This is a genomic window from Lentzea sp. NPDC051838, from assembly GCF_040681245.1.
Classification (GTDB): domain Bacteria; phylum Actinomycetota; class Actinomycetes; order Mycobacteriales; family Pseudonocardiaceae; genus Lentzea.
This window is the reverse complement of sequence record NZ_JBFAYI010000007.1, coordinates 271,085-295,741: the sequence shown is the minus strand read 5'-3', so window position 1 is coordinate 295,741 and position 24,657 is coordinate 271,085. Positions and strand designations below refer to the sequence as shown.

Here is a 24,657-nt window from a genome sequence, read left to right as displayed (position 1 = left end):
GACACTCATCCCTTGATCGCTCCGGTGGTGATCCCACGCAGGAAGGACTTCTGCAGCGACAGGTACACGACCAAGCTCGGTACCAGCGCCAGCAACGCTCCGGCCAGCACGATGCCCGTCCCGACCTGATCGTCGGATCTGAGCGCGAGAAGTGCGACCGTGAGCGTGTAATCGGAGGGGTCAGCGGCGACGATCAGGGGGAGCAGGTACTGCTCCCAAATCATGTTGAAGCCGAACACGGCGATGACGCCGAGCGCGGGCCTGCACAGCGGGAGGATGATCTGCGCGAAGAGACGCAGCTCCCCGGCACCGTCCACTTTGGCCGCTTCCTCCAGTTCGGCGGGGATCTCCCTCATGAACTCCGTCATGACGAAGATGGAGAAACCCCACGCCCCCAAGGGGAGGATGACGCCGAGCAGGGTGCCCTTGAGACTCACGTGCACCAGCGGTAGGTCTCCGATCACCAGCGACAGCGGGATCGCGATGACCTCCTCCGGCAACATCATCGTGGCAAGGATGACCAACAACGCGATGGCCTGACCGCGGAACTTCTTGCGCGCCAACGCGTAGGCGGCGAACACGCTCACCGCCAGCTGCAACAGCAAGGCACCGCCGGCGATGAACAGCGAGTTCGCCAGGTAGTGCCAGATCTTGTTCTCGCCCGCCACCTGGAAGTTGATCAGCGACGGGTTCTCGGGGATCACCGACAGCTTGGTCGGGTCCGGGTTGTGGTCGAACGCGCCGGAGAAGATGACCAGCAGCGGGCCGCAGAAAAGGATTACAGCGAGGGCGCTCAAAAGAACCCTGATGCCCTTGGACACCCACGCGTCCGAGCGGGTGGACCAGCCGATGGCGCTGTCGAAGCGGCTGGAGTTGATGCTGCTCATCGCGCCTCCCTCTTGCGGCGGTACCACTGCACGCTGACCGTCAAAATCAAGGTAACCAGGAACAACAACACAGAACCAGCCGAGGCGAGACCAGCCTCGGACTGCTCGAACGCCGTTGTGTAGACGCGGGTCATCCAGACATCCGTCGACCCGGCGGGGCCGCCACCGGTCAGGACGTAGACCTCGGTGAACACGCGCAGGCCGCGAATCGCCGCCAGCGTCAGCAGAATCGTGATGACGGGACGCAACGCCGGCAGCGTGACGTTCCAGATCCGTTGCGGCGTCGAGGCTCCGTCGATCGCGGCGGCCTCGTACTGCTGGCGGTCGATGCCGGCGAGCCCGGCGAGGATCAGCACCATGTCGTACGGCGCGTGCTTCCAGATGCCGACGAACATGACCGACACCAGCGACGTGTCCGTGCTGCTGATGTACTCCCAGGGGCCGAGGCCGACCCACGAGATGAGCTCGTTCAGGAAGCCTTCCGGCGCCGGGTAGAAGAACAGCCGCCAGATCTCACCGATGACGGCGGTGGCGGCGACCACCGGCAGGAACACCGCGGACCGGACGAACCACAGCGACTTGGCGTGGCCTTCCAGCAGCAGTGCCAGGAAAAAGCCGATGAGCATCGCTCCGAGCGTCTGCCCACCGGCCAGGACCAGCGTGTGCCACGACGCCGTCAGGAACTTCTCGTCCTGCAGGATCGTGGCGTAGTTCTTGAAGCCGACGAAGATGTCCCCGAGGAAGGGCCGGACCTCGAACAGCGAGAGCCGGATCCCTTCCGCCATCGGGATGAACTTGAAGACCAGGAAGATCAGCGCGGCGGGGAGCAGGAACAACCACGGTACGAAGGTGGCTCCCGTGAGGCGGCGCCGGCGGCGCCGCCTCACGGGGTGGGTTTCGACGGCACCGCCGCCACTAGCCGTCGAGCCCACGTCTCGGGTGTCGCCGAGTGACTGAACTGCCGTCACTGCGACGCCTTCTGGTTGTCGAGTTCCTTCTTCAGCGCCTCCGCCAGCGTCTTGAGCTCAGCCGACGAGTCGGCGGGGCACTTGGCGAAGATCGAGTTCAGGGTCTCCGAGGTCTTCTGCCGGAAGGGCGTGAAGTTCGGAACGCTGGGGAACGGCCGCGCCTCGCTGGCGTACACACCCGCCACGGTCGCCCACCGCGGGTCCTTGTACGTCGCGTTGACGTCGACGTTCTTGTTGACGGGAAGGCGGACCACCGGCTGCGGGTCGCCCTTCATGCCGGCCTGCTGCGCCTCGGGCGTGATCAGGTACTCGGCGAGCTTCTTCTGGTCGCCGGTCTTCGCGGAGCCGGCCATCAGGTAGATGTCCTCGCCCTCGCCCAGGACCGTGGCACCGGCCGGGCCGCGCGGCGACGCGATGACCTCGTACTTGTCCTTGCCGACCGACTTGTCGAAGCGGCCGATCATGTACGGGCCGGTCAGGTAGATGCCGCTCTTGCCGGACTCGAACAGCGGGTGCGCGTCGTTCGTGCTCAACGTCAGCGAGCCCGGCTGCATGACCTTGTCTTCGCAGAAGAGCTTGCGCAGCCGTTCGATCGCCTTGGTCGACTCGGGCGAGTCGATGCCGACGGAGAACTTGCCGGCGCCTTCCTGCTCGAGGATGTCGCCGCCGCCCTGCCAGATGTAGCTGGACGCCCACCACGCGAGGTAGCCGCGGTCGACGGTGCCGGGGACGAGCATGCCGTAGGTGTCGTTCTGCCCGTTGCCGTCCGGGTCGTTCTTGGTGAACGCGCGGGCCAGGTCGTCGAGCTCTTCCCACGTCGTCGGGACCGGCTTGCCGAGCTTCTCGCGCCAGTCCTTGCGGATCAGCGTGACCATCGCCTGCGTGGAGTACGGGATGGCGTAGTACTTGTCGTCCGCGCCCTTGCCGTTGTTCCAGGCCCGGTCGACGATGTCGCCGCCGCCCGCGATGTCCTCGCGCTTGATCTCGGTCGTCCAGCCCTGCTTGACGAAGTTGCCGAGCGAGCCGGTGTCGGTGATGACGACGTCGGGCAGGTCCTTCGACGCGGCGCGCTGCTGCACCTGCTTGTCGAAGTCGTTGAAGATCGGCTTGTAGTCGACCTGCACGCCGGTCTTGTCCGTGAACGACTTGAAGATCTTCTCGTAGACCTTCGCCGTTGCCTCCGTCGAGCGGGTCCACACCTCGAGGGGCTTGTTCGGGTCTTTGGTCGACGTGGGCGTGTTCGAACTTCCACAACCTGCAAGCAATGTGACCGCGCTTAACGCGGCAATTGTCGCGGCAGTTCTACGGCGCATCGTCGGGCCCTTCGCTTTCACGTATGTGAACCGGGGTCGTACTTGTGAACCTGGTGCAGGACTGTAAGAATCAGCACAGCAACGTGTCAAGGGCGTGTTGCTTCCAGGTTTCGAGGAGGCCATGTGGCGTCGCCGATCGACAAGGGCACTGCTCGTCCAGGTGCGGTCAAGTCCGCTGACCGCACCGTTGAGCTGCTCGAAGTGCTGTCCGCGTCGGATCGCAGGCTGACGCTCACGGAGCTCCATCGCGAGCTCAGCTACCCCAAGTCGAGCCTCTACATGCTGCTGCAGACGCTGGTCGCACGCGGCTGGGTGGAGGTCGACTCGGACCGCGGCACGTACGGCATCGGCGTGCGCGCTCTGCTCGTCGGTACGTCCTACTTGGACCACGACCCCGTGGTCCGCGCCGCGATCCGCGTGATGGAGCAGGTGCGGCAGGACATCAACGAGACGGTCCACCTCGCCCGTTTGGACGGCGCGGACGTCGTCTACCTGGCGAGCCGCGAGTCCGAGCACCACCTGCGCGTCGTCTCCCGCGTCGGCCGCCGGCTGCCCGCGCACTCGACGTCGCTGGGCAAGGCCGTGCTCTCGACGCGCACGCCGGAGGAGGTCGACCTGATCCTTCCCGACGAGCTCGCGCCGCTGACCCCGAACACCGTGACCGACCGGGCCGCGTTGCACGAGCAGCTCGCCGGTTTCCGGAATGTCGGTTATGCGCACGAACGCGAGGAAAACACCCCTGGACTGGGCTGTTTCGCCGTCGCCCTGCCCTACAGGAACCCCGTTCTGGACGCTATGAGTTGCTCGGTCCCACTGGGCAGACTGGACCCCGAGCACGAGCGGCAGGTCGTCGCCGCTCTGCTGGACGCTGCCCGAACGATCACCGAGCTTCTCCGCCAGTTCGGTAGGTGAAAAGGTTTACTGAAACATCTGCACACGACGGAGGGGTCCATCCCGTGACCGCACGCATCCTGATCACCGGAGCCGGTGGCGGGGTGGGAACGCTCATGCGTTCTCGCCTTGCCGCGGACGGCCGAGTCCTGCGGCTGCTGGACATCGCGGAGCTACCCGCGGCCGCTGACGGCGAGAACGTCGAGATCGTCCAGGCCTCGGTGACCGACATGGCCGCGATGGAGGCGGCGATGAAGGACGTCGACGCCGTGATCCACCTCGGCGGCCACAGCCTGGAAGAGCCGTGGGACAAGATTCTCTCCGTCAACATCGACGGCACGCACACGCTGCTCGAAGCCGCCCGTCGCGCCGGAGTTCGCCGCGTGGTCCTGGCGAGCTCGAACCACGCGGTGGGGTACGTCGAGCGGGCCAACGGCGAGGCGGGTGACTACGTCTTCCCGCGTCCGGACACCTACTACGGTGTGTCCAAGGTGGCGCTGGAGGCGTTGGGGTCGCTGTACGCCGACCGCTACGGCATGGACGTGATCGCGGTCCGCATCGGCTCGTGCTTCGAGAAGCCGCGCGACGTGCGGATGCTGTCGACGTGGATGTCGCCGGACGACGGCGCGCGCCTGTTCGAGGCGTGCCTTTCCGTCGCGTCGCCGGGTTTCCGGATCGTGTGGGGCGTTTCGGACAACAAGCGCGGCTGGTTCTCGCTGGACGAGGCCCGCGCGCTGGGTTACGAGCCGCAGGACGACTCCGAGGTGTACGCCGCCGACGTGCTGTCGCAGCACGGCGGCGAGCTCGATCCCTCGTCGTACGCGGCGAAGTACGTGGGCGGGGCCTGGTGCGGTCCCGATTTCGACACGGCAGTCAAGGAGGCAGGGCGTTGAGCCACGTCGTGCAGGGATACAACCCGCGCACCGGTGAGCCGTTCGGCGAGCCCGTTGCGAAGACCGCCGACAGCGAGGTGGACCGGATCGCCTCGGCGGCGGCCACCGCGTTCTCGGCATGGTCGGTGGTTCCGGCGGCGGATCGCGCTGTCGTGCTGGAGAAGGTCGCGGACGCGCTGGACGCCGAGTCGTCGTTGCTCGTCGAGACGGCCGACGGCGAGACGGCGCTGGGCGTGCCGCGGCTGACGACCGAGCTGAAGCGCACGACGAACCAGCTGCGGTTGTTCGCGGAGGTGTTGCGGGAAGGCAGTTACGTCGAGGCCACTTTGGACTCGGCGAACCCGGACATCATTCCGCCACGGCCCGTGCTGCGGCGCGTGTTGCGTCCTCTTGGGACGGTCGCGGTGTTCTCCGCGTCGAACTTCCCGTTCGCGTTCTCGGTCGCCGGTGGTGACACGGCGTCCGCTCTCGCGTCCGGCTGTTCCGTTGTGGTGAAGGCACATTCGGCGCATCCGTCGACTTCTCGTGAGACCGCACGGGTTGTTGTGGACGCGTTGCGTTCGGCCGGTGCGCCCGAGGGTGTCTTCGGCATCGTGTACGGCACCGAGTCCGGTGTCGCGCTGGTGAAGCACCCGGCGGTGCGCGCGGTCGGCTTCACCGGGTCGACCGGTGGCGGGCGTGCGCTGTTCGACCTCGCCCAGGGCAGGCCGGACCCGATCCCGTTCTACGGCGAGCTCGGCAGCGTGAACCCGACGGTGATCCTGCCGGGTGCGGCGACCCCGGACATCGCTGGTGGTTTCGCTCAGTCGTTGACGATGGGTGTCGGGCAGTTCTGCACGAACCCCGGTCTGGTGTTCGCGCCGGCGGAGCTGGTTCCCGCGCTGGGTGAGGCCGTCGCGGCCGCTTCCGGTGGCGCGATGCTGAACGAGCGGATGTGCGACTCCTACAAGGCGGGCACGGACGCTTTGGCCGCGTCGGACCTCGCCTCGGTGGTGTCCACCGGTGTCCGGCCGGACGAGGCGTGGGCCGTTGCGCCGCTGCTGTTCTCGACGTCGGTGAAGGTGTTCGAGGAGAACCTCGAGAAGCTGACCGAGGAGCACTTCGGTCCGGCGGCATTGGTCGTGACGTACTCGTCGCCGTCCGAGCTGCACTCCGTGCTGGCCAAGCTGCCCGGCACGCTGACCGGCACTGTGCACGCGGCCGAGTCGGACCACGCGGAGGCCGGTGAGATCGCGGAGATCCTGCGGCACGTCGCGGGCCGGTTGATCTTCAACGCGTGGCCGACCGGGGTCGCGGTGGCGTGGGGTCAGCACCACGGCGGGCCGTGGCCGTCGACGACGAACCCGCTGCACACTTCCGTTGGTGCGACGTCGATCCGCCGGTGGATCGCGCCGGTGACGTACCAGTCGTGGCCGGACGCTCTGCTTCCTGCCGAGCTGCAGGACGCGAACCCGCTGGGCATTCCGCGTCGAGTGGACGGCGTGCTCGTGGTGGACTGATCGGTTTTGCTGGCGGGGCTGCTGACGTAACGTCAGTGGCCCCGTTTTCGTTGGGAGGCCACGAGATGGTCGGACGCCGCGCTTACGACTTCATGTACCGGACCTGGGCGCCGTGGGAGGTCGGGCCGCGGTCCGAGCTGGCGCGGCTGGTGACGTCCGGACGGATTCCTCCCGGCCGCGCGATCGATCTCGGGTGCGGCAGCGGGGCGAACTCGATCTTCCTCGCGGCGCACGGATTCGACGTGACGGGCGTGGACTACTCCCCCGTCGGGCTGGAGAAGGCGCGGCGCGCGACGCCTCCGTCGTTGGCCGTGTCCTGGGTGGCCGGCGATCTGACGGCTTCTTCGATTCCCGGTGTCTCCGGAACGTTCGACCTGCTCGTCGACTACAGCGTTCTGGACGACATGCGCGGGCCTGCTGTGGACGCGATGGCGGCGACGGTGCATCGGTTGTCGCATCCGAGTTCCGTGTTCGTGATGTGGTGCTTCTACGACGAGATCCCGTGGTGGAAGCGTCGTGGCGGCCGGTTCCCGGGTCTCGCCGTGGGTGCTGAGCAGCGGCTGTTCGGGGCTTCTTTCGACGTCGAACGGCTGGACGACCCGGCCGTCGGCAGCGGCTACGCCTGCTTCGTGATGACGCGCGCTTGACTTTGGAGTGCACTCACAGGTTTAGCGTTGGGTGCATGAGAGTCGCCGAGCTCGCACGGCAGGCCGGGGTCCGGCCCGACACGGTCAGGTACTACGAGCGCGCGGGCCTGCTCGCGCCGCCGCCGCGCACGTCGTCGGGGTACCGGCAGTACCCGTCGTCGGCCGCGGACCGGATCCTGTTCATCCGCGACTGCCAGCGCCTCGGCCTGACGTTGCGCGAGATCTCGTCGTTGCTCGAGGTCCGCGACACCGGTGAGTGCCCGTGCGAACCGGCCGAGCAGCTGCTGCACCGGCACATCGCCGAGATCGACGCCGAGATGGAACGGCTCGCGCGACTCCGTTCGGACCTGGTGGACATGGTCGGGACCGACTGTTCACCGTTGTGCCCGCCAGAGGGGAGGTGATCGGGAGTGGACGACTGCTGCACGTGTTGCGACTGCTGCTGACCGACGCTGACTGACGATTGATTGGTCAGTTGATACCAATCCGGCGAGGCGCCCGCCGGATTCGTGTCGGCCACATGTCACCAAGGCAACAGCAGCTTGATGTTTAAACGAATTCGACAGCTCCATTCGCGACTCGCCGGGGCAAGATGGATATGCACGGCGACGTCCAGGGGAGCGGGACATGACCGACCTGCGTTTCGCATGGCTCGAGATCACCGGCAAATGTCAACTGAGCTGCACGCACTGCTACGCGGACTCCGGCCCGCGCGGCGACGAGGGCGCGCTTCGAACATCCGACTGGTTCCGCGTCATCGACCAGCTCGTCTCAATTGGCGCGCGGTCGGTTCAGTTCATCGGCGGAGAACCGACATTGCATCCTGATTTACCGGCTTTGGTCGACCGCGCTCTGTCCCGCGGTCTGGAAGTCGAGGTCTTCAGCAATCTCGTCCACATCGGCCCGCGCCTGTGGGACGCGTTCTCCCGTCCCGGAGTGCGCCTGGCGACGAGCTACTACTCCGACACCGCCGCCGAACACGAGGCCATCACGGGCCGGCGCGGCAGCCACGCGCGCACTCGGGCCAACATCGCCGAGGCGCTGAACCGCGACATCCCACTGCGCGCCGGTGTCATCGATGTCAGCTCTTCCGACTTCATCGGCCAGCAGCGCACACATGCCGCCCGTGACGATCTTGCCCGGCAGGGCGTCACGTCCGTCGGCGTCGACCGCCTGCGTGGCGTCGGCCGAGGCGCAAACGCTTCGCCTTCACCTTCGCCTGACCAGCTGTGCGGCCGCTGCGGCCACGGCGCCGTCGCGATCTCACCGTCCGGCGAGGTCTGGCCGTGCGTGTTCGCCCGCTGGATCTCGCTGGGCAACATATTGGATACGGATCTTGAAACGATCCTGTCGACCGTGACGGTCGCTTCCCCCATGACCGCCGGCCCCTCCTGCTGGCCCCAAGGCGGCGGCTCGTGCGCCCCTAACGACGATCCCCCACGCCCTTGACGTTCTCCGCGATGACCTCGGCGCACTCGATCGCCTCGCTGCGCCCGGTGTCGACCTCGACGTCGTAGCTCATCCCCCGGTGCACCAGCTCGGCCTGCACCGCCGCCATCCCGGCCACCCGGTCTCCGCGCGCGAGCTCCCGGCCGGCCGCGACCTCGGCGTCACACCGGACCCCGACCCACACCACCTCAAGCCCCCGCAAGGCCTTCTCCCACCGCCGACGCGACTCGACCCCGCCGAGGAACACGTCGTCCACGATCACCCGTGCCCCAGCACGGACCATCGCCGCTACCCCCTCCATCCACGCGTCCTCGAGCACCCGGAACTCGGCCCCGACGGTGACCTCCCCGTCGTCCGCGAACCCGATCCCCTCGGCCCCGAGCCGCAACCGCGGTGGCATCACGTCGATCAACGTGTCGACCCCGATCGCCAGCCACGCCCCAGCAGACCTGTCCGCCAGCACGGCCTGCAGACACCGCGCGATCCCCGACTTGCCGGAGCTCGACCCACCGTTGAGAACGATCACCTGAACATCCACCACGCCCGCGACCGTACCCAGCCCCACCCAGCCCCCACGATCAATTTCCACCCCTAGCAATGGGTCTTTTGACGACGTCGTCAAAAGACCCATTGCTAAGCCACAGCTCACAGCCCCACCCCAACTGATATATCGGTTCCGCCGCCACCCCGGATGCAAAAAACGTTTGCGGACGAAGTCAAAAGACTCATTGCAATGGCAGGCGCAGGGAGGCCGAGGCGCGGCGATATATCAGTTGGGCGGGTGTGGTCAGTCGGCTCGGAGGTGGCGCAGCGTGGTGGCGTACCGACGCAGGTGGGCGCGAACCGGGCCGTCAACGTTCGGCGTGAGCAACAGCCCGGCCGACCGGGCGATCGTGTCGGCGACCTGGGCGACGGTCAGATGGTCGGTGGCGATGTGCGTGGCGAAAGCGGGCGAGCTCAACCGCGTCAGGCAGTCGTCGATCCGGCCGACGGCCCACCGCTCGCGTTTCAGCCCGGGCCAGAAGCCGCGGTTGTGCAGCCGCCTCAGCACGGTGATGGGCTCGGCCATCAGCGCGAAGTGGTGCACAACGTGTCCGGAACCGCGCAGACCGCCGACGATGTCCGCGAAGTAGCCGGAGTCGACCAGCGTCATGGGGACGATGACCGGTCCGTCGTGTCCGCGCGAAGCCAGGTCGAGCACCTCGCGCACACCGCGTCGCCAAGCCGGCAGGTCCTGGAAGTCACCGCGCAAGGCGGGCGGCATCATCCGGTTCAGCCCGAATCCGAGGTGTTCGGGATCGGACACGACGCTGCCGGCCAGCCGCCGGTGGAGTTCGAAGGCGGCCGCGGTCTTCCCACCACCGAACGGCCCGTTGATCCAGATCAGCACCCGACCGACACTAGCGACGCGCGGCGCCGGCCCGGCGTTCCTCGTCGAGTTCCCGCAGGTAGCCGAGGAAGTCGACCTCCAGCGTGTGCCGCTTCGACTTCACGTACCGGCTCCGCAGCGACTCCCGGTACGAGGTGATCTCCGCCTTCATCTCCGGCACCGGAGGCAACACGCCGCGACCGGACAGCAGATCGGCGATCCACTCGGCCTGCGCCTCGGCCAGCGGCATGATCGCCCCGAGAGGCTGGATCAACCCGAGGAAGTACAGCCCGGGATGCGCGGGGTCCACGACCCGCCGGTAGAGCGACACCTCGTTGTCCTGGGAGGACACCGCCGGGAACGAAGAAGCGTCGAGGAACGGGAAGTCGACCTTGTAGCCGGTGCAGTAGACGATGACGTCGACGTCCTCACGGCTGCCATCGGAGAAAACCACCGAAGACCCGTCCAGCCGCGTGATGTTCGGCTTCACCGTGATGTCGCCGTGCCCGAGCCGCGTGAGCAGGTCGTCGGACACCGTCGGGTGCGCGGCCAGAATCCCGTGCGACGGTTCAGGAAGCCCGTAAGCCGACAGCTTTCCGCGAGCCAGCCGCAGCATCGCCCGAAGTGACAGCGCCTGCAGCCAAGCGGGCGCGAACCGGGCGAGCGGCGAGGTCGTGAGGTGATCGGTCGGCATCCCGAACAGGTACTTGGGCATGATGTGCGCGCCGCGACGCATGGCCAGAAAAGTCCGGGAAGAGACCCGGGACGACTCGACGGCGATGTCGCACGCGGAATTGCCGATGCCGAGAACCAGCACCTTCTTGTCCGCGAAACGTTCCGGCGTCTTGTAGAAGTGCGCGTGCAGCTCCTCCCCGGAGAACGATCCGGGAAACGCGGGTTCCGGAAGTCGCGGCGACCAGTGATGGCCGGAAGCGACGATGACCGAACGGTACGAAACGGTAGCCGTGGCACCCGTGTCGCGATCGCGCGTGGTGACCGAATAACCACCGGAAGCGACGGAAACCGACACGACCTCGGTCCGGAATCGGATGCGGTCGCGGAATCCGTGGTGCTTCACGAAGTCGTCGAAGTACTCCGCGATCTGGAAGTGCGAGGGGTAGGCCGGCAAAGAAGACGACATCGGGAACGACTTGAACTCCATCATCTGCCGCGAGGTGTTGATGTGGAGCGAGCGATAGGCGGAGGACATGCCGTTGTCGTTGAGGTAGCGCCAGTTGCCGCCGATCTCCGACCCGGTCTCGTAGCAGTCGTACTCGATGCCGCGCGCACTGAGCACCTGACATGCGGCGATGCCGGAAGAGCCTGCCCCGATGACGCACACGCGGTCCATGGCTCTGAAGTATTTTCACGTTCAAACCGCATGTCAATCCCGATCCGGCGACCGCAAATCGGACGAAATTGTCAGACCCGAGGTTCATGATGCGGGCATGACAGACGCGATCGTGGCCGAAGGCCTGGTCAAACGCTACGGGTCGGTCGTCGCCCTCAACGGCCTGGACCTGCGAGTCGAGGAGGGCACCATCACCGGCCTGCTCGGGCCCAACGGCGCCGGCAAGACGACGGCCGTGCGGGTGTTCACCACCCTGCTCGACGCCGACGAGGGCAGTGCGACAGTCGCGGGGCTCGACATCCGCAAGCAGGCGAACGAGCTGCGCGAACGCATCGGGCTGTCCGGTCAGTACGCGGCCGTCGACGACAACCTCACCGGGTTCGAGAACCTCGACATGGTCGGCCGCCTCTACCACCTCGGACGTGCGAAAAGCCGCGAGCGAGCACGTGAGCTGCTCAGCAGGTTCGACCTCGAGGACGCCGCCGACCGCCCGGTGAAGGGCTACTCCGGCGGCATGCGCAGGCGGCTCGACCTCGCCGGCGCGCTCGTCGCGAAACCCAAGGTCCTGTTCCTCGACGAACCCACCACCGGCCTCGACCCGCGATCTCGCCTCGGCATGTGGGACGTCATCGAGGAGCTGGTCCAAGGCGGCACGACCGTCCTGCTCACCACCCAGTACCTGGAGGAGGCCGACCGCCTGGCCGACCAGATCGCCGTGATCGACCGGGGCAAGGTGATCGCCGAAGGCACCGCGGACCAGCTGAAGGACCAGGTCGGCGGCGAACGTCTCGAGCTCTCCGTCGCGACCACGCAGGAGCTCGACACGGCCAGGTCGACCCTCGCGGACCTCGCCGTCGGCCCGATGGAGGCCGACGAACGCCAGCACCACCTCACCGTGCCGGTCACGGGAGGGTCTGTGGTGCTGATGGAGGCGATCAGGCGGCTGGACGGCGAATCGGTGAAGGTCCTCGACGTCGGCCTGCGCAGGCCGACGCTCGACGACGTGTTCCTGACCCTGACCGGCCACCATGCCGAAAGCGAGGAGAAATGAAGCTGCTGCAGGCACTCGCCGACGGCGGGGTCGTCGCCAAGCGCAACCTCATCAAGATCAAGCGCGTGCCGGACCTGCTGGTGTTCGCGACGATCATGCCGATCATGTTCGTGCTGCTGTTCGCCTACGTGTTCGGCGGCTCGATCGAGATCCCCGGCATGGACTACCGCGAGTTCCTGATGGCGGGCATCTTCGCGCAGACGGTCCTGTTCGGCGCCACGATCACGGGCGGCGGCCTCGCGGAGGACATCACCAAGGGCATCATCGACCGGTTCCGCTCGCTGCCGATGGCACGGTCCGCGGTGCTGGTCGGGCGCACGACGTCCGACCTCGTCAACAACGCTCTGGTCGTCGTCATCATGATGCTCAGCGGTCTCGTCGTCGGCTGGCGCATCCACTCGTCACCGCTGGAGGCTCTGGCGGGAGTCGGACTGCTGTTGCTCTTCGCCTACGCCTTCTCGTGGGCGATGGCGTGGGTGGGGCTGCTGGTCCGCAGTCCCGAGGTGTTCAACAACGCCAGCTTCATCTTCATCTTCCCGCTCAGCTACATCGCGAACACGTTCGTGCAGTCGGACAAGCTGCCGACCGTGCTGCGCCACTTCGCGGAGTGGAACCCGGTCTCCGCGGTCACGCAGGCGACCCGCGAACTGTTCGGCAACACCTCTCCCCTGTCGCCTCCGCCGGACGTGTGGCCGCTGCAGCACCCGGTGCTCGCGTCGCTCGGCTGGGTGGTGATCTTCCTGCTGATCTTCGTTCCGCTGGCCAACCACCAGTACAAACGCGCCGTGGCCCGCTGAGCGGAACTGGGTATGCCCCACCACGCCAGGACCAATACGTTGTCGCACATGCGAAAGCTTCTCGTGGCAGTCACGTCGGTACTGGCGATCACGATCTCCACGGGCACGGCGGCGGGCGCACCGCTGCCGTGCCCGGAGATCTTCGCGACCAACAACACCGCGATCATCACCGACCCCAACGACCCGCGCCTGCAGGACAAGCTGGTCAGGTTCGACCGCGAGGTCCGGGGCATCGTGTTCGCGAACGGCGGCCTCACCACCCGCTCCACGCTGCTCGACGGCGTGTTCTGGTCGAGCGACCTGCAGCAGACGACGTTCGAACGCTCCCGCAAGTTCGACGTCACGCTGGGCGAGGAAAGCCTGCGCCACACCGCGTCGACGATCAGCAAGCAGTTCAGGCAGGAGTCCGTGCTGACGTTCCGCTTCCTCGCGGCGAACTCCCCGAAGGTCGACGCCGTCCAGGTCGAGGTCGACGGCATCACCGCGCAGCAGGTCCGTGACGGCCTCCTCAAGGACGCGGTCGCGCGCGAGAAGCTCGGCGGCGGCAGCGTCACGTTGCACGACAAGGCGATCCTCATCGCGGACGTCAACGACCTGCCGACGGTGCGCGCGTTCGTCACCACGCTCGGTGGCGACATGAGCAAGGCCAAGGTGCGCAAGGGCACGTGGGAGTTCGTGTCGAGTTCCGAGGAAACTCCTTTGTGGAACAACCAAAACGCCGCCTAACCTCAACGACATGGCAGCAACCGTCGTCCGCGGGAAGAACGTGGACATCCGCATGTGGACTCGGCCCGACGAGGTCGAAGAGTTCGCCATGCAACAGCTTCAGAACATCTCCGCGCTGCCGTGGGCCGTCAAGCACATCGCCGTGATGCCGGACGTGCATTACGGCAAGGGGGCCACGGTGGGGTCGGTGATCGCGTTGCGCGACGCCGTCTCCCCCGCGGCCGTCGGCGTGGACATCGGCTGCGGCATGACCGCCGTGCGCACCTCGCTGCGCGCGAAGGACCTGCCGGAGACACTGCGCGGGCTGCGGTCGCGCATGGAGGCCGTGGTCCCCGTCGGGTTCGGTCAGCACAAGGCGACCGCCTTCACCGAAAGGGACGCGTCCGACTGGGGTTCGTTCTGGAGGAAGTTCGACGACCTCACGCCCGCCGTGAAGGCGCGCGCCGACAAGGCGTTGCACCAGATGGGCACGCTCGGCGGAGGAAACCACTTCCTCGAGGTCTGCCTGGACACCGACCAGAACGTGTGGGTCATGCTGCACTCCGGGTCGCGCGGTATCGGCAACGAGTTGGCGCAGCACCACATCGCGGTGGCGCGCACGCTCGCGCACAACGCCGAGCTGCCGGACCCGGACCTCGCCGTGTTCCTCGCCGGTACGCCGGAGATGGCGGCGTACCGGCACGACCTGTACTGGGCGCAGGACTACGCACGCCGTAACCGCTCGGTCATGCTGCGTCTCGTCTGTGACGTGCTGCGCGCCGAGTTCCCGCACGTCATGTTCGAAGAGCCGATCTCGGCGCACCACAACTACGTCGCCGAGGAGCACCACTTCGGCGAGGACGTGCTGGTGACCCGCAAGGGCGCGATCCGGGCAGGACGCGGCGAGCTGGGCATCATCCCGGGCTCGATGGGCACCGGCTCGTACATCGTGCGCGGTCTCGGGAACCCGGACTCGTTCGAGTCGGCGTCGCACGGTGCCGGCCGGAGGATGTCGCGCAACAAGGCCCGCAAGACGTTCACCACGAAGGATCTCGCCGCCCAGACAAGTGGTGTCGAGTGCCGCAAGGACTCCGGTGTGGTGGACGAGATTCCGGGCGCCTACAAGGACATCGACGCGGTGATGGCGAACCAGTCCGACCTCGTCGAGATCGTCGCCAAGCTCAAGCAGGTGGTTTGTATCAAGGGTTGATGTTTCCCCTGCGACGACGCGGGAAAGCCTCCAGGACAGCAGAGTTTTGGCCTGTCTTGGAGGTTTTTCCATGTCAACGGGCGCCATCATCGGCCTGGTGGTCGCGGTTCTCGTGGTGCTGGTGGTCCTCGCCTTCGTGCTGAGGCCCGCCATGCAGCGCAAGAAGCTTCGCGACCGGTTCGGCCCTGAATACGACCGCGCGGTCGAGCACAGCGACAACAGAACGGCCGCGGAGAAGGAGCTCGCCGAGCGCGAGCACCGCCACAGCGAGTTCGACCTGAAGCCGCTTTCGGAGTCGGCGCAGCAGAGTTACCGCCGGCACTGGGCAGACGTGCAGGCGAAGTTCGTCGACGCGCCGGACAAGGCGATCGCCGACGCCGACCGTCTGGTCACCGATCTGATGGCCGAACGCGGTTACCCCACCGAGGGTTACGAGGCACAGCTGAGCGTCCTGTCCGTGGAACACGCACGCACGCTCGACCACTACCGCAAGGCCCACGACATCTCCGAACGCCAGGAGATCGGCGAGGCCGGCACCGAGGACCTGCGCACCGCGATGGTGCACTACCGCGAGCTGTTCACCGACCTGCTCGAACGCGGCACGGCCAAGCGGAAGGAGAAGACGGATGTCTGAGGCACCTGCGCAGCACGGAGCGGTTCCCACGCCCACGCCCGCCAGGCCGCAGCAGGACGAGCGCCGGCAGCAGACCGAGCGAGTACCGCAGCAGCCGCCGCAGCGCCCGGACGTGCGTACCGAAACACGAACCGACGCGCGCACCGAAGAGCGCGCGGACAAGCACCTCGAACAGCGCACCGAGCAGCGGCCGTCCAGCAGGCTCGAGGACGAGTGGCAGGCCGTGCAGTACGAGTTCGTCGACGACCCGAAAGCCGCTGTGCGCAAGGCGGACGACCTCGTGACTCGCGCGATCGAGGAACTGACGACCCGTCACCGTTCACTCGCGAAGCAGCTCGAGGGAAACGGTGATCCACAGACAGAGGACCTGCGACTGGCTCTCCACCGCTATCGGGAACTGTTCAAGTCGCTCGTCGCGGTCAAGTAGCAGTTGGAAGCCCCGGCGCCGTGGCCGTACCAGGTTGCGGCGCCGGCAGGCATGTCCAGCTGTGTCCGATCAGCTGGGGAGCTCCCGGATCTCCATCTCCAGCACGTCGATCTCGTCGCTGATCGCCTCGTCGAGCATGTCGTCCAGCAACTTGCGGCACTCCGCCGACCCGCATCGCGGCAGCCCGGCGCCGAACCGCGGCACCTGCTCCCACCACACCGCCGGGTTGTTCCAGAACGACCCGGAACCCTGATCGACTCCTTCGAGGCAGCGCAGCTTCTGGTCGCTCTCCGGAAGTGCTCGCACGAACTCGATGAACAACGCCAACGCGTCGGGATTGCTCACCGGGACCGCGCCGTAGCCGCGCAGACAGTCTTCGAGTTCAGCGAGGAACTCCGCCTTGAAGGACACGGCACACCCCCGCTCTTCCGCACCGTTGCGGACATCCTGAGTTCGTGCCACCAACAGTACCTCCGCGACTTGAACGGGAAACGAGTGCGAACGGGCGGTATCTTCCTGCGCGCAAAAGAGGTCCGGTGACCCGCAGTCACTTCGCCGACCCGTTACGCACCCTCGTGGGCGACGTATCGAGACGTCAGGAAACCGTTGTCCAGCTTGACGATCTGGCCGACGACCAGCTTGTCGGCCGGGTCCGCGCCGGACAGGCCGGTCGCGGCGGGAGGGGCGAACGTCAGCCTCCCGGACGCGCCCGCGAAGTCACTCAAAGTGCGCAGCCGCTCAAATACCCGTTCTCGTGACGCCCCAACGTCAGTTGAACGCGCGACAACGGTGACCGCGTCATAGGCAAGCAGAATGTGTCCGTTGGGGCCCGAAAGGAAAGCCTTCCTCGCATGCCGCTTCTGCGCGGCTTCGTAGGTGGTGAAGAACTGTTGTGTCGGCTGGGCAATCGGCTCGCGGCCGGGAGTCCAGGCGAACGTGGTGAAGTAGAGCCTGCCGTCGGCGAATCGTTTGATGTCTTCCAGATCCGTGAAGTTCGTCGTCTCCAGCTGTGTCAGGTCGTCACCGCCGAACACCACGGGGTCGGTGCAGTTGCTGCGACTCAGCTCGGTCAGCAGCCCGCCGACCTCCGCGGTGCGGCCCGTGTAGAGGATGAGCGGGTTCGGCGCCTTCTTGCAGATCTCCTTCACCACGGTGCCGAGCTGCGCGGCCACCAGGTTCGCCGTCTCGTCGTAGTCGTGGATTTCCGGCCGGAGCACGTCCTGGAACTGGTCCGCGAGATCCGAGCTGTACTCGTCCCCGGTGCTGCGCATGAGGTGCAACGGACGTCCGCGCAACGCGTCGGTGCGCTCGATGATCCGCGCGGCGACCTGAGCCTGGCGGTCGTTGGCCGGTGCGACGCGGAAGAAGTACGGCTTGTGGCTGAAGTGCGTCGACGACAGGGACGAGCCGACCATCGGGATGCCGTCGGGGCTGTCCTTCGACGGCCCGAGGATGCCGAGGGCCGTGAGCGTGGTGGCGCGGCTCTGGCCGAGACCGGTCACGGCGACGACCCTCGGGTTGCGTTCGGCGTAGGCGCGGATCTCGCCCGCGACCCTCTCCGCGTACTTGGACTCGCCGCCGAGGTTCGCGAGAACCAGGCGCACCAACGGGTTGCTGCCGAGCCCGTCGAGCTGGTTCCAGTCGCGCTGAGCCAGATACGCGCCGCGCAGCTCGTTCACTCCGGCGGACAGGTCGCGCTTCACCCGCTCGCCGGAGCTGAGCATCGTGGCGACGACGATGGTGACGACGTCGCGGTCCTTCACCTTGGCGACGCGGTCGTTCTCCTCGGCGATGAGCTTGGCGAGCTCCTCGACCTCGGCGTCGTCGTTGTTCTGCAGCGTCGCGTCACCGTAGGCGAAACGGCCCGGTTTCTCGCTCAGGCCAACGCATTGCACACCATCCAGTTTGGACAGACGCGTGCGCTTGCCCGCGAGGTCCGCGACGAGCTCTGCCGGTTCGTAGAGGCCGTAGCGCAGGCAGTTGTTGCTCGTCTGGAGGTAGAAAGCCGCGCCGTACAAGACAAGCAGCGTGACGACGAGGTAGACGGCCACGCGGCGCACGGCGTTGCGGCCGGGCCAGCGCCGCGGATACGGGTACTGGGTGGTAGCGGACGAACGCGGCAACAACGCCGGGAGTGACGCGGGCGTGTTGTGTTCGAGCGCCCGTTTCGTTGCACGGTAAGCGGTCAGGCGTTCCTCGGCGCCGTGGAGGTCCTGGTGGGTGCGCAAGACGCGGTCGTACATCTCGACCGTCGGCCGCACGATCCGGGTGCGCGAGCGCAGTTCCCAGGTCGCGATGACGGCGTCCTCCAGCTGACCGGTCTCCGGTCGCACCACGCGGTCGTAGCGGCGGTGGAGGTTCTTCTTGGTTCCTGTGCGAAGACGTTCCCACCACGTGGCCGGTGCGTCCTCGTACTCCGGTTCGCCTTCGCCTGGAGGCATGGGAGCCTCGGCGATGGCGGCGAGCTCGGCGATCCAGCGGTCGCTGCGTTCGTCGACGTGCGGGCGCAGGCGATGCGCGACGAGGTGGACTTCGCCGAGCGCGAGTGCGTGGTACAGCGCGTCTTCGCGTTGCCCGAGGCTGTCGTAGCGCTCTTTCAGCAACCTGTGGACGTTCATGTGTGAGAACGGTTGACCGTCGGGAACTTCGCGGAGCCTGCGCGCCAGCAGGTCGCGCAAAAGGGGATGCAGTACGAAATTGTCGCCCTGTTGGCTGACGAAACTGAGCTGTGCCAACAGAGCGCGCATGTTCTCCGCGGACCACGTCGACGGCAGCAGCGCGCGGATCACGTGCCGGTCGAGCAGGCGCGGTGCGGCCAGCCGGGCGAAGATCTCGCGCGCCGCCTCGCGTTCCGGCATTTCCTCGGCACCCGGAATCCGTTGGAAGAAGCGGAGAAGCAGGTAGTCGCCGACCGTGGCGTCCTGGAACGTCGTGGTCTCGTCGACCGGCAGACGTTCGTCGAACACGGAACGCACCGACGGCAGCACTTGGTCGCGTGCGAAGACGAACTGCACGAGCTGGATGGCGAGCCGGACCGCGAGCGGATGGCCGTGCGTGACCTCGTGCAGCTCCTCGACGAGCGCCTCGGACTCGACGGTGCTGTTGCGGGTGCGGTTCCACTCGGCGAGGAACTGCCGTGTCTGCGCCAGGGTGAAGGGCTCGAGGTGCACCGGCTTGAACACCGGTGAGTCGGGCAGGTTGGGCGCCGACTGCTTGGTGGCGATCACCAGCAACGGCACGTGCGGTTCTTGTTCGCGGCGCTCGGCGAGCAGGCTCAGGAAGTCGGTCGGTTTCGCGGCGGGGCGTGGCCGTTTCGGTGGCAGGTAGGAGTCGATGCCGTCGAGGAGGTCGGCGCCGTCGAGCAGCAGCAGGCTGTTCATCCTGCGGTAGCGGCGGAACCGGTAGGCGGCGGTGATGTCGGCGAGGAACGCGGCGACGAGCAGCCGGTCGATCTCCAGCGTGTCGCCGGCGCGGTTGAGACTCCACATGTGCACGAGCGCGGCGTCGAACTTCGGGCGCCCCGCGTAGTTCTCGAACCAGCGCAACGCACTCGCGACGCGCGGCCCGCCGAGCAGCCAGCGCAACGGCCGCGGCGCGACGACGGAGAGCCCGATGAGCCACAGCAGCAGCGGCCTGAGCACCTTCCCGAGGCCCTGGGCGGGCGGCAGCACCTCGACGACCTCGGCGGCGTCAGCGACCGCCACGAGCCGCGTCATCTGCTTCGCGGCGAGCTCACGGGCGCGGTGGTGCGGGTCGTCCGTCGGTTCGGAGTGCAGCGCGAGCCGGGCCAGGTCGTAGCGGGGTAAGCGCAGGCGCCCGAACTCGGCGTGCCGGTAGGAGCGCAGTTGCTCGGCGGCGACGTCGAGGATGTCCTTGCACGAACGGGAACCGGCCTTGTCGAGGTCGACCCTGGCCGTCGGAGCGTCGCGGTAGCGCCTGCGGACGTGGTCGAGCAGCGCCGTCTTGCCACTGCCACCAGGGCCGAACGCGACGATCACCGGCAGGGTGGAGCGTTTCCTGCGTTCCATCAACGACTCCACCAACGCGGTGATGTCGTCTCTGCCGACGAGTCCGATCTCCGGTTCCAGCGCCATGATCCTCAGACGCTACCGGGGCTGGTTCTGTTCCTAACGATCCGCGTGCAAACGGGCGACGAAGCTGAACCTGTCGCCGCGGTACAGCGATCTGGCGCGTTCGATCGGGTGGCCGTCCACGTCGTAGGACACGCGGTGCAGCAGCAGCATCGGCAGCGCGGGGTTCGTGCCGATCAGCAGCGCCTCACGGGGCGTGGCGAGCACCGTCTCGACGCGTTCCTCGGCCTCGGCGAAACGCACGCCGAGGCGCTCGGTGAGGCACGCGTAGAGCGACCCGGAGGGGTCGAGCTTGTCCAGCAGGTCCGGGAAGCGCTTCAGGCTCAGGTACGTCGACTCGAGGCCGATGCGCTCGTCGTCGGCGAGCAGGACGCGTTCGAGGTGCACGACCGGGTCGCCCGGCTCGAGCATCAGGTCGCGCGACAGCCCCTCGTCGGCGCTGATCTCCTCGATCGTGATCACCGTGCGGGTCGGCTCGACGCCCTGACGGCGCATGCCCTCGGTATAGCTGACCAGGGACAACGGCTGGACGAGCTTCGGCGGCGCGACGAACGTGCCGCTGCCCTGGCGGCGGATGAGCTTGCCTTCGAGCACCAGTTCGCTGACCGCCTGGCGGAGCGTGACGCGCGAGACGGAGAACCGTTCGGCGAGCTCGCGTTCGGACGGCAGGACGGTCCCTTCGCCGAGGGTCTCGACGAGGTCGAAGAGCTCGGCCTTGACCGCGTAGTAGCGCGGGACTCGGCCGTGTTCTGGAATGCCCGCGCGAACGGGTCGATCAGCGCGGTGCGGCGGCACTCGGTTCACGTGGCGTGAGCATACGTCACCCCCTGTGTGATCAGGGGGCCAGCTTCGGCGGGTCGGGGATCTTGTAGCCGGAAGATCCGATGTTGACCTCGAGCGACTTGCGCCAGGCACCCGTGTCGATCATCTTCTGCAGCGCCGCCTGGACCTTCTGCTTGCTGGTGGGGTCGTCGCGGTGCAGGCCGACGCCGTACTCCTCCTTGCTGAACGGGTCGCCGACGACCCTCAGCAGCTCGGGGTTCTGCGCCGCGTAGCCCGCGAGCAGCACGTCGTCGGTGGTGACGGCGTCGACGTTGGACGCGAGCAGCGCCGTCACGCAGTCGCTGAACTTCGCGTACTCGACCATCTTCACGTCGTTCGCGAACTGGTCGCGCACGTACGCGGCGGAGGTGGAGCCCGCGGTGGAGCACAGGCGCAGGCTGGCGTTGAGCGACTTCGGGCCGTCGATGCGGGTCTCGTTCATGCGCACCAGCAGGTCCTGGCCGGCGACGAAGTACGGGCCGACGAAGTCGATCAGTTCCTTGCGCTTGTCCGTGATCGAGTACGTGGAGACGACGAGATCGGCCTCACCGCTGGTCAGGAGCGTCTCCCGGTTGCCGGGCTGCGCCTCTCGCCAGGTGATGTTCTTCTCCTCGACGCCGAACTCGTTCGCGATGAACTTGGCGACGTCGACGTCGAACCCGCGGTAGCTGCCGTCGAGCCGGCGCACCGCCATCCCCGGCTGGTCGTACGAGACGGCGATCGTCAGGCGGTCGTTCTTGCTCGCCCTGCCGGCGATCGTGTTCTCGTCGCCGCTCGCGCACGAGGAGAGGAGCAGCACAGCCGCACTTGTTGTCGCCAGCAGGCGGAGGAGCGCTCTCGGCGTCATTCGTCCCTCTTACAGCACGGAAATCATGGGCATGCGCCGGCGCATCATCGGTGACGCTGCTCGGCGATGCCGGGAAACCTAGGCGGCGATCGGACGCATGTCCATACCCCGGAGCGAATGAGACAACGGAATCGTTGCCGTAGACCGATCAGCGCAGGCGTCGCGGACCGGCGTCGTGCAGGGACGGAGGTGGGCCGATGACGATGCGCGCGCTGCTGACGAAAGCCCCTGCGGCAGAAGCAAGAACGGGTTCGAGCTTGAGCGAGCGGACCTCCGGGAGGTCCTCGGCCAGTGCGGCCAAACGGAGTACCAGTTCCTGAAGTGCTTTCAGGTCCGCGGGTTCGTCGCCGCGGTAACCGGTGAGTAGGGGTGCGGCTTTCGGTGCGGCAACGAGTTCCGCCGCGTCGGTGTCGGTGAGGGGTACTGCCCGGTAGGCCCGGTCGCCGAGCAGGTCGCTGACGAGACCCGACAGTCCGAACCAGACCAGTGCGCCGAAGCTCGGGTCGTCCTGGAGGCCGAGGACGCAGCTGACCCCCTTGGGCGCCATGCGTTGCACGTACACGCCCGGTTTGCCGCTCAGTGCGGCGAGGTCGTGGTATGCCGCCTTGACCGATTCTTGTTGCGCGATGTCCAGTCTGACGCCGACGAGATCCGTGCGGTGGCGGAGGCGTTCGGTGGTGGCTTTCATGGCGACCGGGTAGCCGAGGTCGTCCGCGGCTTCGGCTGCTTCCTCGGCGCTGTGGGCGATGCGGAACGGGACGACGTCGATGCCGTAGCAGCTCAGCAGTTCGACGGCCGTGTGGTCGTCGAGGAGCTGTTCGTTGTGCGGGTTGTCCACAATGGACCGGGCTCGCTCGATGTCGATGCCGTCGGGGCGGGTGAAGTGGCCCTGGGGTGCGGCGCGCCAACGGGCGTAGCGGATGACGCGGGCCAGTGCGAGGACGGCGCGTTCCGGGCTCGCGTAGCTGGGAATCGAGCCCTTGCCCGGCATTCTGAGCTCTTCCGGGATGCCTTCGACGGCGAGGAACGTCGAGACGATCGGTTTCGTGCTGTGGGCGGCTTCTTTGAGCGCGCGGGCGTAGGCCGTGCCGGGGACGGCGATCGGGGGCACGAACACGACGACGAGGGCGTCGGTGTCGGGACGGTTGAGGGCTTCCTGGACGGCCTTGGCGAACTCCTCGGGGGCGGCCTGGGCGCCGACGTCGACGGGGTCGCCCGCGAGGTCGAGGTCCTGGGCCAGGAGCGTGTCGGCGGCGAGCAGGCCGATGGCGGTGGAGTTGCCGACGACGGCGACGCGTTTACCCCTGGGCAGCGGCTGGTGGGCGAGCAGCAGCGCGGTGTCGAACATCTGGGCCAGCGAGTCGACCCTGATCACGCCTGCCTGCTCGAACAGCGCCTGGACACTCGCCTCGTCGACCTTCGCGGCGGTGGCGGCGAGGCCGGGGACGACGGCGTGGCGGCCGGACTTGACCGCGACGATGGGCTTGGTGCGGCCGAGTCGTCGCGCCAGCCTCGCGAACTTGCGCGGGTTGCCGAACGACTCCAGGTAGAGCAGCACGACGTCTGTGGCCGGGTCGGTCTCCCAGTACTGCAGGAGGTCGTTGCCGGAGACGTCGGCGCGGTTGCCCGCTGAGACGAACGTGGAGAGCCCGAGGCCCCATCCGGCGGCATTGGCCAGGATCGCGGTGCCGAGGGCTCCAGATTGGCAGAAGAAGCCCGCACGGCCTCTTGCCGGGAGCTTCGGGGCGAGGCTCGCGTTGAGCCTCACCTTGGGGTCGAGGTTCAGGACGCCGAGCGCGTTCGGGCCGACGACACGCATGCCGTGCGCTCTCGCCTCGGCCGCGAGCCTGCGTTCCGCTGACAGCCCGTCTGGACCCGTCTCGCCGTAGCCGCTGCTGACGACGACGAGCGCCTTCACGCCCTTCGCGAGGCACGCGTCCATGACCTCGTCAACGCTTGCCGCGGGGACGGCGACGACGGCGAGGTCGACGTCGTCGGGGATGTCGAGCACGGTTGGGTAGGCCCGGACGCCCCTGACCGCGCGGTGTTCGGCGTTGACCGGGTAGACGGGACCGTTGAAGTCGGCTTCGAGGAGGTTCTTGAGGACGGCGTGCCCGATCTTGGTGGGGTCGGTCGACGCGCCGATGACGGCAACGGACTTCGGGTGCAGCAGGTTGTGCACGCTGCGCGCCTCGGCGGCCTGCTCCCGTGCCCTGGCGACGGCGACGGACTCGTCCGTCGGGTCGATCGCGAACTCCAGGTGCAGCACGCCGTCCTCGAACGCCCTGCTGACCTGGTAGCCGGCGTCGCGGAACACCCGGACCATCTGCCCGTTCTCGGCGAGCACCTCGGCCTCGAACCGGGCGAGCCCGACCTCTTTCGCGGCGGCTGCGAGGTGCTCGAGCAGGATGCTGCCCAGTCCGCGCCCCTGATGCCCGTCCTCGACGACGAACGCGACCTCGGCGCTCTCTCCCTCGTGCAACCGGTCGAACCGGCCGACGGCGACGATGTCGTCGCCGAGGAGGGCTATGAGCGCCACCCGGTCGTGGTGGTCGACGGTGCTGAACCGCTCGAGGTCCCGCTGCGGGATCCGCGGGTAGGGCCCGAAGTAGCGGAAGTACCGCGTCCGCTCGGACAGCCTCCCGTGGAACTCCCTCAGCTTCTCGCCGTCGTCCGGCGTGATCGGTCGCAGGTGGACGGTGCCGCCGTCGCTGAGGACGACGTCCGCCTCCCACTGCCTCGGGAAGTCGAACGGATCTCTCGCAGCCGGATCTCTCGCAGCGCCTGCTGTTGGGGTGTCTGCCAC

Annotated in this window: 23 protein-coding genes; 12 read left to right on the top strand and 11 right to left on the bottom strand. The window is 67.4% G+C overall.

Features of this window, described 5'->3' with window-relative positions:
• Nucleotides 1-5 precede the first annotated feature (5 nt).
• The 3 genes from AB0M24_RS19550 to AB0M24_RS19540 all read right to left on the bottom strand — a co-directional run bounded on the left by AB0M24_RS19550 (nt 6) and on the right by AB0M24_RS19540 (nt 3,054).
• On the bottom strand, nt 6-887 hold the full coding sequence (locus AB0M24_RS19550; protein WP_363769154.1) for a carbohydrate ABC transporter permease: 882 nt from the start codon (nt 885-887) through the stop codon (nt 6-8).
• On the bottom strand, nt 884-1,723 hold the full coding sequence (locus tag AB0M24_RS19545; RefSeq protein ID WP_363769152.1) for a sugar ABC transporter permease: 840 nt from the start codon (nt 1,721-1,723) through the stop codon (nt 884-886). The genes AB0M24_RS19550 and AB0M24_RS19545 overlap by 4 nt, the downstream gene beginning before the upstream one ends.
• A gap of 128 nt (nt 1,724-1,851) precedes the next feature.
• Complete coding sequence (locus tag AB0M24_RS19540) at nt 1,852-3,054, bottom strand: sugar ABC transporter substrate-binding protein (protein ID WP_363769149.1); 1,203 nt, start codon at nt 3,052-3,054, stop codon at nt 1,852-1,854.
• A gap of 237 nt (nt 3,055-3,291) precedes the next feature.
• Here AB0M24_RS19540 and AB0M24_RS19535 point away from each other — a divergent pair, with 237 nt between their 5' ends.
• The 6 genes from AB0M24_RS19535 to AB0M24_RS19510 all read left to right on the top strand — a co-directional run bounded on the left by AB0M24_RS19535 (nt 3,292) and on the right by AB0M24_RS19510 (nt 8,547).
• On the top strand, nt 3,292-4,080 hold the full coding sequence (locus tag AB0M24_RS19535; RefSeq protein WP_363769146.1) for an IclR family transcriptional regulator: 789 nt from the start codon (nt 3,292-3,294) through the stop codon (nt 4,078-4,080).
• Between the two features lie 44 nt (nt 4,081-4,124).
• Nucleotides 4,125-4,952, top strand: coding sequence for an NAD(P)-dependent oxidoreductase (locus tag AB0M24_RS19530; protein ID WP_363769143.1), 828 nt, complete (start codon nt 4,125-4,127; stop codon nt 4,950-4,952).
• On the top strand, nt 4,949-6,451 hold the full coding sequence (locus AB0M24_RS19525; RefSeq protein ID WP_363769140.1) for an aldehyde dehydrogenase (NADP(+)): 1,503 nt from the start codon (nt 4,949-4,951) through the stop codon (nt 6,449-6,451). Before AB0M24_RS19530 ends, AB0M24_RS19525 begins: the two co-directional genes overlap by 4 nt.
• A 65-nt stretch (nt 6,452-6,516) precedes the next feature.
• Nucleotides 6,517-7,098, top strand: coding sequence for a class I SAM-dependent methyltransferase (locus AB0M24_RS19520; protein ID WP_363769137.1), 582 nt, complete (start codon nt 6,517-6,519; stop codon nt 7,096-7,098).
• 35 nt (nt 7,099-7,133) lie between these two features.
• A complete protein-coding gene (locus AB0M24_RS19515; protein ID WP_363769134.1) occupies nt 7,134-7,502 on the top strand; it encodes a heavy metal-responsive transcriptional regulator in 369 nt (122 codons plus the stop codon).
• Between the two features lie 223 nt (nt 7,503-7,725).
• Nucleotides 7,726-8,547 (top strand): radical SAM protein, encoded by an 822-nt coding sequence (locus tag AB0M24_RS19510; RefSeq protein ID WP_363769131.1) that lies wholly within the window; start codon nt 7,726-7,728, stop codon nt 8,545-8,547.
• On the opposite strand, the gene cpt is transcribed toward AB0M24_RS19510, so the two are convergent.
• From cpt to AB0M24_RS19495, 3 genes are all read right to left on the bottom strand, one after another.
• On the bottom strand, nt 8,522-9,088 hold the full coding sequence (gene cpt, locus AB0M24_RS19505; RefSeq protein ID WP_363769128.1) for a chloramphenicol phosphotransferase CPT: 567 nt from the start codon (nt 9,086-9,088) through the stop codon (nt 8,522-8,524). The two genes, AB0M24_RS19510 and cpt, sit on opposite strands and share 26 nt — an antisense overlap.
• A gap of 246 nt (nt 9,089-9,334) precedes the next feature.
• The gene (locus tag AB0M24_RS19500; RefSeq protein ID WP_363769125.1) at nt 9,335-9,937 is read right to left on the bottom strand and encodes an ATP-binding protein; all 603 of its coding nucleotides are present in this window, start codon (nt 9,935-9,937) and stop codon (nt 9,335-9,337) included.
• A gap of 10 nt (nt 9,938-9,947) precedes the next feature.
• Nucleotides 9,948-11,267: an NAD(P)-binding domain-containing protein gene (locus tag AB0M24_RS19495; RefSeq protein ID WP_363769122.1), complete on the bottom strand. Its 1,320-nt coding sequence runs from the start codon at nt 11,265-11,267 to the stop codon at nt 9,948-9,950.
• A 97-nt stretch (nt 11,268-11,364) separates the two neighbouring features.
• On the opposite strand from AB0M24_RS19495, the gene AB0M24_RS19490 reads away from it, so the two are divergent.
• The 6 genes from AB0M24_RS19490 (at nt 11,365) to AB0M24_RS19465 (ending at nt 16,091) form a co-directional block, all read left to right on the top strand.
• A complete protein-coding gene (locus AB0M24_RS19490; protein ID WP_363769119.1) occupies nt 11,365-12,318 on the top strand; it encodes an ATP-binding cassette domain-containing protein in 954 nt (317 codons plus the stop codon).
• Nucleotides 12,315-13,115, top strand: coding sequence for an ABC transporter permease (locus AB0M24_RS19485; RefSeq protein WP_363769116.1), 801 nt, complete (start codon nt 12,315-12,317; stop codon nt 13,113-13,115). The genes AB0M24_RS19490 and AB0M24_RS19485 overlap by 4 nt, the downstream gene beginning before the upstream one ends.
• A gap of 48 nt (nt 13,116-13,163) precedes the next feature.
• Nucleotides 13,164-13,841, top strand: coding sequence for a hypothetical protein (locus AB0M24_RS19480; RefSeq protein WP_363769113.1), 678 nt, complete (start codon nt 13,164-13,166; stop codon nt 13,839-13,841).
• 10 nt (nt 13,842-13,851) lie between these two features.
• Nucleotides 13,852-15,030 carry an RtcB family protein gene (locus AB0M24_RS19475; RefSeq protein ID WP_363769110.1) on the top strand — a complete coding sequence of 393 codons (1,179 nt, stop codon included), beginning with the start codon at nt 13,852-13,854 and terminating at the stop codon, nt 15,028-15,030.
• A gap of 70 nt (nt 15,031-15,100) precedes the next feature.
• Nucleotides 15,101-15,664 carry a hypothetical protein gene (locus AB0M24_RS19470; RefSeq protein WP_363769107.1) on the top strand — a complete coding sequence of 188 codons (564 nt, stop codon included), beginning with the start codon at nt 15,101-15,103 and terminating at the stop codon, nt 15,662-15,664.
• Entirely contained in the window at nt 15,657-16,091 is a 435-nt protein-coding gene (locus AB0M24_RS19465; RefSeq protein ID WP_363769104.1) for a hypothetical protein, read from the top strand. Before AB0M24_RS19470 ends, AB0M24_RS19465 begins: the two co-directional genes overlap by 8 nt.
• 69 nt (nt 16,092-16,160) lie before the next feature.
• On the opposite strand, the gene AB0M24_RS19460 is transcribed toward AB0M24_RS19465, so the two are convergent.
• The 5 genes from AB0M24_RS19460 to AB0M24_RS19440 form a co-directional block, all read right to left on the bottom strand.
• Entirely contained in the window at nt 16,161-16,553 is a 393-nt protein-coding gene (locus AB0M24_RS19460; RefSeq protein ID WP_363769101.1) for a hypothetical protein, read from the bottom strand.
• Nucleotides 16,554-16,654: 101 nt separating this feature from the next.
• Complete coding sequence (locus tag AB0M24_RS19455; protein WP_363769098.1) at nt 16,655-20,185, bottom strand: hypothetical protein; 3,531 nt, start codon at nt 20,183-20,185, stop codon at nt 16,655-16,657.
• A gap of 33 nt (nt 20,186-20,218) precedes the next feature.
• Entirely contained in the window at nt 20,219-20,986 is a 768-nt protein-coding gene (locus tag AB0M24_RS19450; RefSeq protein ID WP_363769095.1) for a GntR family transcriptional regulator, read from the bottom strand.
• Nucleotides 20,987-21,017: 31 nt separating this feature from the next.
• Entirely contained in the window at nt 21,018-21,851 is an 834-nt protein-coding gene (locus AB0M24_RS19445) for a glutamate ABC transporter substrate-binding protein (protein ID WP_363769092.1), read from the bottom strand.
• A 148-nt stretch (nt 21,852-21,999) separates the two neighbouring features.
• Nucleotides 22,000-24,657, bottom strand: coding sequence for a GNAT family N-acetyltransferase (locus AB0M24_RS19440; RefSeq protein ID WP_363769089.1), 2,658 nt, complete (start codon nt 24,655-24,657; stop codon nt 22,000-22,002).

What these genes read in the sequence shown, in the direction of transcription:
- AB0M24_RS19550 (WP_363769154.1), bottom strand. Translation starts at nt 887, where the DNA reads ATGAGCAGCATCAACTCCAGCCGCTTCGACAGCGCCATCGGCTGGTCC.
- AB0M24_RS19520 (WP_363769137.1), top strand. Translation starts at nt 6,517, where the DNA reads ATGGTCGGACGCCGCGCTTACGACTTCATGTACCGGACCTGGGCGCCG.
- AB0M24_RS19515 (WP_363769134.1), top strand. Translation starts at nt 7,134, where the DNA reads ATGAGAGTCGCCGAGCTCGCACGGCAGGCCGGGGTCCGGCCCGACACG.
- AB0M24_RS19510 (WP_363769131.1), top strand. Translation starts at nt 7,726, where the DNA reads ATGACCGACCTGCGTTTCGCATGGCTCGAGATCACCGGCAAATGTCAA.
- AB0M24_RS19495 (WP_363769122.1), bottom strand. Translation starts at nt 11,267, where the DNA reads ATGGACCGCGTGTGCGTCATCGGGGCAGGCTCTTCCGGCATCGCCGCA.
- AB0M24_RS19490 (WP_363769119.1), top strand. Translation starts at nt 11,365, where the DNA reads ATGACAGACGCGATCGTGGCCGAAGGCCTGGTCAAACGCTACGGGTCG.
- AB0M24_RS19485 (WP_363769116.1), top strand. Translation starts at nt 12,315, where the DNA reads ATGAAGCTGCTGCAGGCACTCGCCGACGGCGGGGTCGTCGCCAAGCGC.
- AB0M24_RS19480 (WP_363769113.1), top strand. Translation starts at nt 13,164, where the DNA reads ATGCGAAAGCTTCTCGTGGCAGTCACGTCGGTACTGGCGATCACGATC.
- AB0M24_RS19475 (WP_363769110.1), top strand. Translation starts at nt 13,852, where the DNA reads ATGGCAGCAACCGTCGTCCGCGGGAAGAACGTGGACATCCGCATGTGG.
- AB0M24_RS19470 (WP_363769107.1), top strand. Translation starts at nt 15,101, where the DNA reads ATGTCAACGGGCGCCATCATCGGCCTGGTGGTCGCGGTTCTCGTGGTG.
- AB0M24_RS19465 (WP_363769104.1), top strand. Translation starts at nt 15,657, where the DNA reads ATGTCTGAGGCACCTGCGCAGCACGGAGCGGTTCCCACGCCCACGCCC.
- AB0M24_RS19455 (WP_363769098.1), bottom strand. Translation starts at nt 20,185, where the DNA reads ATGGCGCTGGAACCGGAGATCGGACTCGTCGGCAGAGACGACATCACC.
- AB0M24_RS19445 (WP_363769092.1), bottom strand. Translation starts at nt 21,851, where the DNA reads ATGACGCCGAGAGCGCTCCTCCGCCTGCTGGCGACAACAAGTGCGGCT.